The sequence below is a fragment of the Armatimonadota bacterium genome (genome assembly GCA_029907255.1).
Lineage (GTDB): Bacteria > Armatimonadota > UBA5829 > DTJY01 > DTJY01 > JAIMAU01.
This window is the reverse complement of record JARYMF010000002.1, coordinates 96122-110025: the sequence shown is the minus strand read 5'-3', so window position 1 is coordinate 110025 and position 13904 is coordinate 96122. Positions and strand designations below refer to the sequence as shown.

At 49.3% G+C, this 13904-nt stretch carries 12 protein-coding genes; all 12 read left to right on the top strand.

The genetic code is table 11. The features are described from left to right. The first annotated feature begins 96 nt into the window (after positions 1 to 96). The 12 genes from mraZ to murB all read left to right on the top strand — a co-directional run bounded on the left by mraZ (position 97) and on the right by murB (position 13904). Positions 97 to 525 carry a division/cell wall cluster transcriptional repressor MraZ gene (gene mraZ / locus QHH26_01785; protein ID MDH7480691.1) on the top strand — a complete coding sequence of 143 codons (429 nt, stop codon included), beginning with the start codon at positions 97 to 99 and terminating at the stop codon, positions 523 to 525. Positions 526 to 538: 13 nt separating this feature from the next. Continuing rightward, positions 539 to 1474, top strand: coding sequence for a 16S rRNA (cytosine(1402)-N(4))-methyltransferase RsmH (rsmH, locus tag QHH26_01780; GenBank protein ID MDH7480690.1), 936 nt, complete (start codon positions 539 to 541; stop codon positions 1472 to 1474). Positions 1475 to 1580: 106 nt separating this feature from the next. Further along, on the top strand, positions 1581 to 1979 hold the full coding sequence (locus QHH26_01775; GenBank protein ID MDH7480689.1) for a hypothetical protein: 399 nt from the start codon (positions 1581 to 1583) through the stop codon (positions 1977 to 1979). Positions 1980 to 2099: 120 nt separating this feature from the next. After that, positions 2100 to 3890 carry a penicillin-binding protein 2 gene (locus tag QHH26_01770; protein MDH7480688.1) on the top strand — a complete coding sequence of 597 codons (1791 nt, stop codon included), beginning with the start codon at positions 2100 to 2102 and terminating at the stop codon, positions 3888 to 3890. Positions 3891 to 4021: 131 nt separating this feature from the next. Further along, positions 4022 to 5503: a UDP-N-acetylmuramoyl-L-alanyl-D-glutamate--2,6-diaminopimelate ligase gene (locus QHH26_01765; GenBank protein MDH7480687.1), complete on the top strand. Its 1482-nt coding sequence runs from the start codon at positions 4022 to 4024 to the stop codon at positions 5501 to 5503. Between the two features lie 116 nt (positions 5504 to 5619). Continuing rightward, entirely contained in the window at positions 5620 to 7002 is a 1383-nt protein-coding gene (gene murF / locus QHH26_01760; protein ID MDH7480686.1) for a UDP-N-acetylmuramoyl-tripeptide--D-alanyl-D-alanine ligase, read from the top strand. Then, positions 6995 to 7966 carry a phospho-N-acetylmuramoyl-pentapeptide-transferase gene (mraY, locus tag QHH26_01755; protein MDH7480685.1) on the top strand — a complete coding sequence of 324 codons (972 nt, stop codon included), beginning with the start codon at positions 6995 to 6997 and terminating at the stop codon, positions 7964 to 7966. The genes murF and mraY overlap by 8 nt, the downstream gene beginning before the upstream one ends. Continuing rightward, positions 7957 to 9360, top strand: coding sequence for a UDP-N-acetylmuramoyl-L-alanine--D-glutamate ligase (gene murD / locus QHH26_01750; protein ID MDH7480684.1), 1404 nt, complete (start codon positions 7957 to 7959; stop codon positions 9358 to 9360). Before mraY ends, murD begins: the two co-directional genes overlap by 10 nt. 3 nt (positions 9361 to 9363) lie before the next feature. Beyond that, positions 9364 to 10557, top strand: a complete 1194-nt coding sequence (gene ftsW / locus QHH26_01745) for a putative lipid II flippase FtsW (GenBank protein MDH7480683.1) — start codon at positions 9364 to 9366, stop codon at positions 10555 to 10557. Next, a complete protein-coding gene (murG, locus tag QHH26_01740) occupies positions 10493 to 11587 on the top strand; it encodes an undecaprenyldiphospho-muramoylpentapeptide beta-N-acetylglucosaminyltransferase (protein ID MDH7480682.1) in 1095 nt (364 codons plus the stop codon). The genes ftsW and murG overlap by 65 nt, the downstream gene beginning before the upstream one ends. A 2-nt stretch (positions 11588 to 11589) precedes the next feature. Continuing rightward, positions 11590 to 12993 (top strand): UDP-N-acetylmuramate--L-alanine ligase, encoded by a 1404-nt coding sequence (gene murC, locus QHH26_01735; protein ID MDH7480681.1) that lies wholly within the window; start codon positions 11590 to 11592, stop codon positions 12991 to 12993. Then, the gene (gene murB, locus QHH26_01730; GenBank protein ID MDH7480680.1) at positions 12990 to 13904 is read left to right on the top strand and encodes a UDP-N-acetylmuramate dehydrogenase; all 915 of its coding nucleotides are present in this window, start codon (positions 12990 to 12992) and stop codon (positions 13902 to 13904) included. Before murC ends, murB begins: the two co-directional genes overlap by 4 nt.

Below are 13904 nucleotides of genomic sequence, written 5' to 3'. Positions count from 1 at the left end.
ATTCCGGGCTAAAAGGGGTTGACAAGCAGGAAAACTAGCAGTATATTTTGGGGTAGCAAGTGGTGCCGGAGTAGTAACTTAGCGGAGGCAGCGGGCATGTTTAGGGGTGGTTACGCCCATAATTTAGATGAAAAGGGGCGAATAATAATTCCGCAGAAGTTCAGGCTACTTCTTGGCGAAAAGTTCGTCATCACCAAGGGTCTGAATGGCTGCCTCTGGATTTTCACGGATGAAGTATTCCGACAGCTAGACGAAAGGTTGAAGGCACAGCCGCTTCTAGACCCTAATGCTGTCACCCTCCAGCGGTTTTTCTCCGGCGAAGCTGTTGATTGCAGCACTGATGCTCAAGGCAGAGTTGCAATTCCCGCCAATCTCAGAGAACACGCCGGCATTGAAAAAGAAGCAATGATCATCGGCGCTGGCAACAAAATCGAAATATGGAGCAAACAGCGGTGGGATGAGTTCAACTCCACCTTGACTGACGAACAACTAAGTGCTTCCGCAAGAGAAATAGGACTTGGATAATGGCGGGCTAGCCATGACGGAATTCCATGTTCCCGTCATGCTCGCAGAGGTTCTGCGGTTTTTGGACCCGCGGGCGGGAGAAACAATAGTTGATTGCACTATCGGTGGCGGAGGGCACGCCGCCGCAATCCTCAAGCAGATAGTGCCGGGAGGTAAACTGCTCGGGATAGATCGGGACCAGGAGGCAATTGAAGCTGCCTCCAAGAACCTCGCTGACTATTCCGACAACCTAATTCTCGTTAAAGGGAATTATGCTGACTTGCTAGCAATCGCAGAGAGAGTAGGCATAGATGCGGCTGATGGCATACTATTCGACCTAGGTGTTTCATCTATGCAGCTTGAAGCCGCAGAGCGAGGTTTCAGCTTTAGATACAATGCTCCGCTCGATATGCGAATGGATACGGCTCAGCGACTGACAGCCAAAGAGATTGTGAACTCTCTTTCTGAGCGTCGTTTGGCCGAGACAATATGGAAATACGGCGAGGAACGCTGGGCAAAAAGAATAGCCAAGTTCATTGTAAACCGAAGACAGCGACGTCCTATCGAAACGACCTTCGAGCTGGTTGAAACAATCTTGGCGGCAATACCTGCGGGTGCAAGGCCTACCAGCATTCATCCAGCAACTCGCACGTTTCAGGCGCTAAGAATTGCAGTTAACCGCGAGTTGGAATCACTTCAAGAAGGTTTGGAAGCTGCCATTAAGCTTCTTAAAAGCGGCGGCAGGTTAGTCGTCTTAAGCTATCATTCGCTCGAAGACAGAATCGTAAAAGACACTTTCGGAAAGCACATTGGCAGATGCATTTGCCCGCCAGGACTGCCGGTATGCGTCTGCGGAGCAAAAAAGGATATCGAGATAATTACAAAGCGACCAGTGACACCGTCTGAGGAAGAGATTCGAACAAATCCTAGGGCTAGGAGTGCAAAACTCCGTGCAGCAAAAAAATTGTAGCCATGAGTATTAGCATGGACGGGGAAGCCTACCGACCGCTTTAAAAGCAGAAACGCAGGCCTCCCATTACATAAAAGTTTTCACCACATGGGGAGAGGTGGCTAAAATGTTGGCACAAAAGAGACACGAAGTCCGTTATGAAATTGCTCCGAAAACCAGAAGGCGAAAGCGCAAAGGGCTACTAGGATTGCTATTCAGCAACCCTATGGTAGCAATCCTTGTGATAGCCGCAACATGCTTCGGCGTTCTGACGGTCTACGTAAGCGCGTACGCCAAAGTTGCAAAACAAGGATACGAAAAATCAGACCTACAATCTTATCTTAAGACACTTAAAATCGAAAACCAGGAGCTAAGGGTTCAAAGAGATATTCTTCGACAACCGGATAGAATCACAAAACTCGCCATTGAAAATGGGATGGTGCCAGCCCAGCAAATGGCTTATGTTCAGTGCCCTACGCGTGAGCTTTGGTTGGCGGAGAATACTACAGGTCGCGAAGCAAGATAGACCAGAAGGCTAACATCAACCCTATTTATTGCTCTCCCAAAAACCAGCTCATGATTCGCAAAGTCATGAGCTGGTATTCTTGTAAAGATCTCATGAAGCACAACATGAGGGGTGGCTGAATTGAGACGCCAAATATACTTCGAACGGCGTGTACAGCGCAGGCTGCGGAATCTTTTCTACATTTTGATTTTCCTCTATGCCTGCCTTGCTTTGCGTCTCATTTGGATACAGGTCATCCGCGCCCCATATTTCGCTAAAAAAGCCGAGTACTACCGCCTAAAGCGATTCGTTCTCCATGCTAGACGAGGTACCATATACGATAGGAACGGAGTCAAACTTGCGGTAAATGTTCAGGCCTACGACATCGGCGCTCACCCCAAAAAGATAGCAAAAAAGGACAGACCCAAGATTGCCGCCCAACTTGCAAAGATTTTGGGTTGCGATGAAGAATTCGTGCTCTCTAAACTCAGCAATGATAAGGCGTTTGTCTATATTAAACGTGGTGTGAACGCCCGAGCAGGGCTTGCAATCAAGGAAGCCAAACTGCCCCAAGTCGAAGTAACCTCGATCATTAAGCGAGTCTATCCAGCAGGCGGCCTAGGGGCAAATGTTATTGGCTTTACAAACATTGATGGCAAGGGCATTGAAGGCTTAGAAAAAGCTTACGATAAATTTTTGAGAGGCAAAGACGGCTATATAATTGCTGAGGTGGACGCTAGAGGGAGGATTATCCCCGGCACAGTTCGCCAGCGGGTGGAACCGGTAGATGGAATGGATATTATCCTCACAATAGACTCTACACTTCAGCACAACCTCGAAATGGAATTGAGGAAGGCATATAACGACCGCAGAGCGGCCGGCGCCTCGGCAGTCATGATTGACCCCAAGACTGGCGAGATAATGGCTTTGGCGAATATGCCAACATTTGACCCGCAGGAAATTGCAGCGTCAGATGCTGCTGCGCGTAGAAATCGAGCAATTACCGACCTATACGAACCAGGTTCAACACTGAAGACAGTAACATGTAGCGCAGCCCTTAACGAAAAAGTTATTGATCTAGATGATACATTTTATTGTCGCGGAAGCATGGGGATAGGCAATCACGTTATCCACTGCTCACTCCATGGAAAATTCAAAGGCGGCCACGGCCAACTCAACGTCGCAAAGGTTCTCCAACACTCCTGTAATGTCGGAGCTGCATCCATTGGGCTTAAACTGGGGCCCAAAAAACTCTACCAATATGAAAAAGCCTTCGGTCTTTTCGACAAGCCCGGCACCGGAATGGTAGGCGAAATGAAAGGATGGGCAGGCAAGTGGCAGGATTGGCCAGACATTAAGGTTGCGAACATTGCCTTTGGGCAAGGAATTGCAGTCACACCGCTCCAATTAGCTCAGGTCTACGCGGTAATTGCTAACCATGGCATAATGATGCGCCCGCACATCGTCAAAGAGATTCGTCGGCCAGATGGAAAACCATTCAGGGTATTTCACCCGAAGATTGTTCGGCGAGTGGTCACGGAAGAAACCGCAGACTTGATCGCCGAAATGCTTCATGGGGTAGTCTCTGGAGGTACTGGAAAGGCAGCAAGAGTAGAAGGATACCGCGTTGCCGGCAAAACAGGAACTGCTCAAAAGCCAAGCACGGTCGGGAAGGGCTATGCTGCAGGCAAGTATGTCGCATCGTTTGTAGGCTTTCTTCCTGTGACAAATCCACGTGCGGTAATCCTAATTGCGGTTGACGAGCCAAAGGACACCCAATTCGGAGCGGTAGCCGCCGCGCCTGTTTTCCGAGAGGTGGCGAGAAAAGCAATGTGGTATATGAAAGTTCCTCCCGATGACTTGCCAAACAGCCCGCCAGTTGCGAACAGAACAAAAGGGCGGGAAGCAAACGGCAAGCAAAGGTCAGGATAGCTATTAAAGGAGCGTCTGAGTGTTTCCAATTCACAAGGAATTTTCCATATGGTATAATTTCATGTTCACGAGCAACCTTGGTGAAGGCAGTGCGAAGCACCTCACAAGGAAAGCTCAAGGGAGTTCGTCCGATGTTGTTAAGTCAATTAATCGAGCCGCTTCCAGAAAAGCGCGTCACAGGATCGGCGAATCCCGAGATTAAGGCTGTCGCTTACGATTCTCGCCGGGTAGACCCTGGGGCGCTCTTCGCATGCATTCGGGGCGAGAAATTCGACGGCCACGATTTCATTGGCGAAGCAATAAGCCGGCGAGCATCGGCGATCCTAATTGACCGCATTGATTGCCTTCATGCGAGCTGCAACTCCGTGCCGTTCGTCATAGTGCCTAACGTTCGCCAAGCACTGCCTATCCTGGCAAATCAATTCTTTGGCTATCCCTCGCGACGCCTGAAGCTTATTGGCATAACCGGCACAAACGGCAAGACAACCACGACCTACCTTGTGGAAAGCATGCTACGCCAAGCAGGGCTTGCGACAGGCGTCATTGGTACACTGGGCGCTCGCATTAGAGGGAAAACCATACCCACTGAGCGAACTACACCAGAGGCGGTGGACCTTCAGGCGCTTCTCGCGCATATGGCAGATGAAGGTGTCGCGGCAGTAGCGATGGAGGTATCCTCGCATGCCTTGGCTATGCATAGAACAGACGGGTGTGAGTTTGACATTGGGGTGTTCACAAACCTTACTCAAGACCATCTGGACTTCCACCAAACCTTCGAGCACTACCTCGAAACAAAAATAAAGCTTTTTAGGGATTACCCGCAGGCTTCTAATAAGGCGTTCACTGGGGTTGTAAACATTGACGACCCAAATGGCAAGCGGTTTGTTGATGCCACGTGTGGAAAAGTTATAACTTACGGGATGCGGGAGAAAGCCGACGTACGTGCATCGAATGTCCATGCCACAGCCAAAGGTATTTCATTCTGCGCAGCTTTGCCGACTGGAGAATTTGAGGTAGCGTTAAAGCTAGGCGGACTCTTCAACGTATACAACTCCCTAGCCGCAATAAGCGTAGGAGTTGCCCTTGACCTTAGCATTGAGCAGATTAAAGCAGGCATCCAATCCATCCCACCAGTAGCTGGCAGATTCGAAGCGGTGGACTGCGGCCAGCCATTCTCGGTGATTGTTGATTATGCGCACACTCCAGATGGTCTTGAAAACGTCCTGAGGTCGGCAAGAGAGCTCACAGCTGGTCGGTTGATTGTCGTATTCGGCTGTGGGGGTGACCGCGACCGAGCAAAGCGCCCGATTATGGGAAGGATAGGCTCGGAAATGGCGGACATCTGTATTATAACCTCCGACAATCCACGAAGCGAGCCGCCCGACCAAATAGCGCAGGAAATACTTGGGGGTATCTCCCCCGAGAACATGGACCGAGTAAAGATAGACCTCGACCGGCGGCAGGCAATCAAGCTAGCACTAGAGGTTGCTTCGCCTGGCGATATAGTCGTCATTGCCGGCAAGGGGCATGAAACTTATCAGATATTTAAAGACAAAACAATCCCGTTTGACGACCGTCAGGTGGTTCGCGAAATTCTTGGCAAGACTAAATGAATGCTTGCAAAGTAACAGCCCAATGTATGGGATTTAGGTATAAATATCTTGAAATGCACAGCCAAATCCTTAAAACTTGTGCCATTAGCTATTCTGAAAGTTTCTGGAGACAATAATTGGAAGGCATTACCATACAAGAAGTCATAGCTGCCACAGGTGGAGACTTGCTCGGAGGCGATGCTTCAGCAAAGGCTACGGGCGTCAGCATTGATACCCGAACGTTGAAGCCTGGCGACCTCTTCTTCGCGCTGAAGGGCGAGCGAACAGATGGGCATGCATACGTTGATGAGGCAATCAAAAAAGGCGCCAGCGGAATAGTTATTGCAGAAAACAGTTATCTTCCCAAAGCAGACGTGCCAGTTGTGGGCGTTTCGGACACATTATGGGCGCTGGGCGATTTAGCAAGCTATTACCGAAGCAAGTTTGACGTGCGAGTTGTGGCAATTACAGGAAGCGTAGGAAAGACGACAACCAAGGAAATGACCGCTTCGGTCCTCAGTCGCAAGTGGAATGTTCTAAAAAACGCAGCTAACTTTAACAACGAAATTGGCGTGCCATTGACGCTTTTTCAACTTGACCGCACCCACGAAATAGTGGTGCTCGAGATGGCGATGCGAGGGCTTGGTGAAATTCGACGGCTTTCTCAGATTGCCAAACCCCACATTGGTGTGATAACCAACATAGGCATCTCTCATATCGAAAGGCTTGGCTCCCAAGGTGCGATTGCCGAAGCAAAATCTGAGCTTTTGAGCGAACTACCGCCAGACGGGATTGCAATTCTAAATGCTGAAGATGGATACTTCGAGTTTCTAAAGCATCGTTTTGCAGGCAGGATAATAAGCTTCGGCTCGTGTAAATCAGCTGATGTCATTGGCGCACGAATCAAGCAAGCGGCATGCGGCAGATATGAATTTGTACTCGTGGTAGAAGGTGCTGCGATAAAGATTTCTATTCCTGTGCTTGGCAGATATAATGTTTATAATGCGCTTGCAGCGGCAGCAACAGGCTACGCACTTGGCGTGGACTTACGCTTAATTCGAGAAGGCCTTGAAAATTTCACTCCACCGGCAATGCGAATGGAATTGGTCAGGTCAAGAGCCGGCTACGTAGTGCTGAACGATGCCTACAACGCAAGCCCTGCGTCTACTTTGGCAGCGCTTCGAACTCTCCAATCGCTCAGCGGATACAAGCGCAGAATCGCGGTATTGGGCGATATGCTTGAGCTCGGCGATTATGCCCCAAAAGCCCATAAAGATGTCGGCGTCGCAGCAGTGGAAACTGGAGTGGATATGCTAATCACAGTTGGCGAACTCGCGCGGGGAATCGCAGAAGGTGCCCGGATGCGAGGACTTTCGGATTCAGCAGTGCAGTGGTTTCCAGATAGTTTACATGCAGCCGAATACCTTAAAAAGCAAGTTGCCGACGGCGATGCAATTCTTGTAAAAGGCTCAAGAGCTATGAAGATGGAAGAGATTGTGAGGATATTGCTCAGTGAATAACGCGGCAATAGCATTTCTTATAGCCACAGTGGTTTCGCTTTTGATTGGGCACAAAACAATTGCACTGCTCACCAGCCTCAAGGTGAGGCAAACAATAAGCGAAGACGTTCCTGAGCGGCATCGAGAAAAACAAGGAACGCCCACAATGGGCGGACTAATCATATTGGTAGGTGCCGCGGCAGGAGCGGCGGCCGTTTGGGTAAGTCATGCAAAGATTGCGGCGGTCGCACTTCTTACCCTAGCTTTTGCAGTATTGGGCTTCATAGACGATTACCTGATTGCATCAAGGGGAAAATCACTGGGGCTTAAGGCGCGGCATAAACTTCTCGGCCAGTTTCTGATAGCAATTGCGTTTGTATGGTGGCTACATGTTAATCGAACGCCTGCAACTACAGTAGTGCATCTGTGGGGGAACACCGACGTTCACTTAGGTTGGGCATACTATCCACTTGCGGTTTTGCTGATAGTATGGATATCAAACGCGTTCAACCTTGCCGATGGGCTTGATGGCTTGGTCGCAGGGCTTACGACAATAATCGCGCTTACGCTCGGAGCACTTGTTGTTCTATCTGCAGAAAGTGGACTAACCGTTCTAGCTTGGGCGCTGGCAGGTGGATGCGTAGGATTTCTTTGGTACAACGCCAATCCAGCGAGAATTTTCATGGGCGACACGGGATCGCTCGCACTCGGTGCCGCCACCGCCGGAATTGCCATTGCGGGCAAACGAGAACTTCTTTATATACTCATTGCTTTGGTAATTGTGATTGAGGGATTATCCGTAATGATTCAGGTAGCATCATTCAAGCTTACCGGGAAGCGGGTGTTTAAAATGACGCCCATTCACCACCATTTTGAACTTATGGGATGGCCGGAGCAAAAAATTGTAGTCAGATTCTGGTTGGTGTCTGGATTGATTGCATTTGCCATACTGGCAGGGATGGGGATGTTTAGAATATGGCATTAAGCAAGCAGACCGATTTCTTTGGCAAGAATGCGCACATTATAGGAATGGCACGGTCAGGTATGGCGGCAGCCGAAGTTTTAACTGCCCTTGGCGCAATTGTAACGCTTCATGACCATAAAGAAGAATCAGAAATTCAGGAATCCCTGAGGATAGCGCGCGAACTTGGCCTCCAAGTAAAGGTTGGCAAGCAGGCATATGAAAACCTTTGGACTGCCGACCTTATTGTAACAAGCCCCGGGGTGCCGGATACATGCCCAGCTATTGTTATGGGTCGCGAACGCGGTATTCCCATATTCTCGGAGGTAGAACTAGGATATCGCATATCCCCTGCTCCAATTATCGCCATAACCGGCACGAACGGAAAAACCACCACAACAGCTTTGACTGGCGAAATCTTGAAGTGTGACGGCCGCCATGTCTACATAGCAGGCAACATCGTTGCAGGTGAGATACGTCTGCCGCTTGTCCGTGCAGCATATCGAGCATCGGCATCAGACGTAATCGTTGCTGAAATTAGCTCCTTCCAACTCGAATGGGTCAGCTCATTCCGCCCAAGGGTTGCCGCCCTTCTAAATATCTCTGCTGACCACTTGGACCGCCATCCTGATTTGCAAACCTACGCCAAAGTGAAGGCGCAGATTTTCCAATACCAGGAACCAGCCGACTTCGCGATACTAAACGCAGATGACCCTATTGTTATGCAATATGCCCCCCAAATCAAAAGCCAAATATGGCAGTTCAGCCGCACCAAAGAAGTCGAAATTGGAACATTCGCCCGGGGGACAGAAGTATGGGTCAGAACACCAGAAGGTGAAAGCTTTGTTTGCGATACGGCTAACATGCGACTTAGAGGCACGCATAATCTCGAAAATGTCCTCGCCGCTTCTGCTGCCGCCCTAGCATTCGGCGCCAACCGTCATGCAGTGCAAGAAGCCGTGGACGCTTTCCAACCCTTAGAGCATAGGCTTGAACCGGTGGCGGTAATCAAGGGCGTTGAGTTTCTCAACAACTCGATGTGCACAAATGTCACAGCGGCAGTTCGGTCTCTCGAAGCCATTGGCAAACCAACCATTGTAATCGCCGGTGGAAAAGACAAGGGTGCAGATTATGGGCCCCTCGGCGAGGCATTTGCTCGCTATGCAAAGCATGTGGTCCTAATTGGCCAAGATGCACCGCTAATTGAAAAGGCAGCTAGAGCAGCAGGTTTCACCCAAATTAGCAAGGCGGCCTCAATGGACGAGGCAGTTCGCATTGCTTGGGAAAACGCAGAGCCTGGCGACACAATTATGCTATCTCCTGGATGTGCAAGCTTTGATATGTTTAGGGATTTTGAACACAGAGGAGCAACATTCAAGGCGGCAGTAGCCGACCTTGCCGCTCGTGTGGAGGCGTAAGCTTTGGAAATTAGAAAGCGACAGGTAGATACTTTGCTTTTTCTGCTAACCATCATTTTTCTCGTCGGCGGCATTCTGCTGGTTTTCGATGCGAGCTATGCGACAGCAGGCCAAGCAAAGTATACTGGCGGCGACAGCTTCTACTTTTTCAAGCGCCAAGCAGTCTTTGCAGTTGCTGGATTAATAGTGTTACTCATTACGTCGCACATCCCCTACTGGAAGCTAAGAGGGTTGGCACCTACCCTGCTTTTTATTTCAATTTTTGGTCTCGTCGCGGTATTTATTCCCGGCTTGGGCATCGAAGTTAACGGTGCCTCAAGATGGATAGGTATAAAAGGTTCGCCTATTCAAATTCAGCCGTCAGAATTAACCAAAATAGCGCTCGTTCTTTTTCTAGCAGTGTACTTATCAAACAAGAAAACCGACATACGCCGGTTCAAAGAGGGACTCATCATCCCAATTGCGCTCATGGGTATTACAGGAATATTAATCATGGCTGAACCAGATATGGGCACAGCAATAATAATATGTGGCACTTGGTTCGCTATGCTTTTTATGGCTGGCGCAAGAAAAAAACACCTATTAGTAATCTTCTTAGCCGGCGTTATCTTAGGTTCTCTACTTATAATTATCGAACCTTACCGGCTTGCACGAGTAACGTCGTTTCGAAATCCCTTCGCAGATTACTACGGAAGCGGCTACCAAGTATGCAGGTCGCTCATTGCGCTGGGTTCAGGGGGCATCAGAGGAGTTGGCTTGTGTGAAGGTAGAGAAAAATGCTTTTACCTCCCTGCTGAGCATACTGATTTCATTTTAGCAACCCTGGGCGAAGAATTAGGACTAATAGGCACTCTTAGTTTGGCGGGACTTTTCTTAATATTTGGTCTTCGAGGCCTTGCAATTGCGTATCGGACAAAGGAAAATTTTGGCAAACTTCTAGCCGCTGGAATATCAATTTTAATATGCGGACAAGCTCTGCTTAATATGCTGGTAGTCACATCGTCTGTCCCGGCTACTGGTGTGCCACTACCGTTCATAAGCTATGGCGGTTCAAGCTTGGTACTAAACCTTTTTGGCGTCGGAATACTGCTTGGTATATCGAAGTATCCGGAGCCTGTGAAAGAGTACATTAATGAGAGTCGTAATAACAGGAGGCGGAACAGGAGGACACGCATATCCGGCTACGAGTATAGCTGAGGCGATCCGCAGAAAACATCATGATTGGCGTCTTCTCTATCTCGGAAGCAAAGGCGGGCCTGAAGCAGAGCTCGCAAATAAAGCGGGCATCGAATTCGTTGGCTTATCAAGCCGCAAACTAAAAAAACTTGCTTCGCCGGACACGCTTCTAACCGCCGCCGTCCTCGCTAGAGGCTTCGTGGAAGCATTGGCAGTCTTGAGAAAATTCCGGGCCGACTTGGTAATCGGAACTGGGGGCTACGTGGCAGCTGCAGTAGTGCTTGCCCAGGCTCTTAGGCGAGGCCATATACTCATCCATGAGCAAAACGTCATACCGGGACGAACAAATAAATGGCTAAGTCGGTTTGCTGACCGGATATGTATCTCCTTTGAAGATACACTTGCCTATTTTCCAAAAGAAAAGACAGTTCTCACAGGCATGCCGATTCGTTCGGCATTCTCAAACCCGCCCGACAAGAAAACTGCTCGGAAGCTGCTAGGTTTGGAAGAGCAATTGTTTACAGTATTAGTGCTTGGTGGAAGTCAAGGCGCGCGAAAAATCAATGAGATAGTTGCCGACTGTTTGCCAACACTGCGCAATCTGCCAATTCAAATAATCCATCAATCGGGCAGGCGCAACTTTGAAGAAGCCCAGATGCGCCAAAAATCTCAAAATTGGGAAAACTATCACCTTTTCCCTTATATCGAGGATATGGTAACAGCCTATGCGGCCTCCAATCTCGTCGTTAGCCGTGGCGGTGCGTCAACCATATGTGAAATTACGGCGATGGGTTTGCCTGCTATAATAATACCATATCCGTTCGCCCAGGCGAACCATCAGCAACTAAACGCCGAATACCTAGCCAGGGCAGGAGCCGCTGTTGTGATTTTGGAAGCCAATCTCAGTCCTAAGGTATTGTCGGATACAATCACGCAATTGATGGAATCGCCGGAAAAACTCGTGGAGATGGGTAAAGCAAGCAAAGCGCTTGGCAGACCCAACGCTGCCGAGAAAGTACTTGAAGTAGCTATGGAGCTCGTTGGAAACTAGAAATGAAAAAAACAAATCTACCGAAAGGCACCCGTATCCATATGATTGGAATCGGTGGGGTCGGGATGAGCGGCCTAGCCACTGTGATGGCTGGTATGGGTTATCATATCTCTGGCTCGGACTTGAAAATAGGCCACGTAAAGGAAAGGCTCTCGGCCCTCGGCATAGAACTAGCTGAAGGACACCACGCCCAAAACGTCGGCGATGCCGAGCTAGTAGTGGCATCCGCAGCGATACCTGCTGATAATCCTGAGATAATTGCCGCTCGCGAAAAAGGCATACCTGTGCTCACGCGGGCACAAATGCTTGGGCGTTTGATGGCTGGAACCTTTGGCATAGCAGTCTCAGGAACACATGGCAAGACAACAACAACATCCATGCTTGCGCTAGTGCTTGAGCGCGGAGGACTAGACCCGACGATTTTAATTGGCGGCGACCTCGAAACCTTAAAGGGCAATGCTCGGTTGGGAAAGAGCAGATATTTTCTCACCGAGGCGTGCGAAGCATATGATTCGTTTCTTGAACTCCATCCCGCTGTTGCTGTCATCACCAACATTGAAGCTGAGCACTTAGACCACTACAAATCGCTGGATGGCGTTATGGCGGCGTTCAGTAGGTTTCTATCGCAAGTACAACCCGGAGGCTTTGCCGTCCTCTGCACCGATTGCCCCAACACGCGTTCGCTTATCTCACAAGTTAAGACGCGAGTTGTAACTTATGGCTTAGACTTCCCTGCCGACTATACAGCAACCGATATAAGCGATTCACCTCAGCCTTCGTTTAAAATTCTCAGCAAAGGCAATGAGTTGGGATTAGTTACTTTGCGTATCCCAGGTAGACACAATGTTGCAAATGCTGTGGCGGCAGCAGCGGTGGCTTCAGAGCTACGAATCGGTTTTGATGTAATCAGCAAAGCACTTGGGGAATTCAAAGGAGCCGAACGCAGGTTTGAAATATTAGGAACCGCTGCAGGAATCATGGTAGTAGACGACTACGCCCACCACCCCACCGAAATTAGAGCAACATTGGCGGCAGCCCGGACATTGGGGCGACGAATTATTGCAGTCTTTCAACCGCACCTTTACAGCCGAACCCAGCAGTTTGCAAGGGAGTTTGCTGAGGCGCTCAGTGAAGCAGACCGAGTAGTAGTCACAGAAATCTACCCTGCAAGAGAAAAGCCAATCCCTGGTGTGACGGCCGCTGAAATTACTAACCTAATCCGCGCAAAAGACCCTAATAAGCCGGCTAAGTTCATTGCAGATAAAGAGCTAATTGCAGAAAATTTGATGGCAGAGCTTCAGCCTTCCGATTTAGTATTGTTCATGGGTGCAGGAGACATACGAACAGCTGGCGAAATGCTTCTATCACTACTTCGAGAGGCCGAGGAAAAAGGAATATCTAAATGAATACCACACCGAAGCACTCTCTTTGCGAATTGCCGACAATTCGCGGCGAAATACTTTTTGGAGAACCAATGTCTAAATATACATCCTTAGGCGTCGGCGGTCCAGCAGAGATATTTGCAATCGCCGAGGACCCAGATGACATACGCTTGCTTCTTAGATGGGCACGCGAACACTCAAAGCCCATATTCGTTATTGGCTCCGGGACAAACCTCTTAGTTTCGGACAAAGGGTTAAAGGGTTTAGTGCTAAAACTTGGTTCGGCATTTACACACATTCATACCCAGGGAACACGGCTGGTTGCTGGGGCAGCAGCGCGACTTCCGGCACTCGTGAAGCAAGCCCTGGATAGCGGCCTCTCAGGCTTGGAGGGACTGGTAGGCATCCCTGGTTCAGTCGGTGGGGCAGTATGCATGAACGCCGGCATCCCATCATGCGAAATTAAAGATACACTTTACTCAATTAAGGCTCTGGATTATGAAGGTCGCCCGTGTGAATTAAAAAGAGACGAATTGCATCTTGCCTATAGAACTAGCGATATCAGCGACCGCGGGCTAATTATTCTCGAGGCGACCTTCGAGCTTAAGCACGGCGAAAAAGCTGAAATAGCGCGCACCGTGAACCAGCTAATGGCAAAGCGCCGTGAGAAACAACCTGTCAATATGAAAACGGCAGGGTCGGTATTTAAGAACCCGCCGAACGGATATGCTGGCCAATTGCTTGAGTCTGCCGGTGCAAAAGGGATGTCCGTTGGAGGTGCAAGAGTTTCGCCAACACATGCGAACTTTATTGAAAACATTGGCAGAGCATCTGCCGCAGACATCTACGAGCTTGTTCGGCGCCTGCAGCGACTTGTTGAAGAAAAATATGGTATTAAATTGGAAACTGAAATACGAATAGTTGGAGAGTGGTAG

Coding starts and splice junctions, on each gene's coding strand:
- mraZ (MDH7480691.1), top strand. CDS start 97: ATGTTTAGGGGTGGTTACGCCCATAATTTAGATGAAAAGGGGCGAATA.
- rsmH (MDH7480690.1), top strand. CDS start 539: ATGACGGAATTCCATGTTCCCGTCATGCTCGCAGAGGTTCTGCGGTTT.
- QHH26_01775 (MDH7480689.1), top strand. CDS start 1,581: ATGTTGGCACAAAAGAGACACGAAGTCCGTTATGAAATTGCTCCGAAA.
- QHH26_01765 (MDH7480687.1), top strand. CDS start 4,022: ATGTTGTTAAGTCAATTAATCGAGCCGCTTCCAGAAAAGCGCGTCACA.
- murD (MDH7480684.1), top strand. CDS start 7,957: ATGGCATTAAGCAAGCAGACCGATTTCTTTGGCAAGAATGCGCACATT.
- murG (MDH7480682.1), top strand. CDS start 10,493: ATGAGAGTCGTAATAACAGGAGGCGGAACAGGAGGACACGCATATCCG.
- murC (MDH7480681.1), top strand. CDS start 11,590: ATGAAAAAAACAAATCTACCGAAAGGCACCCGTATCCATATGATTGGA.
- murB (MDH7480680.1), top strand. CDS start 12,990: ATGAATACCACACCGAAGCACTCTCTTTGCGAATTGCCGACAATTCGC.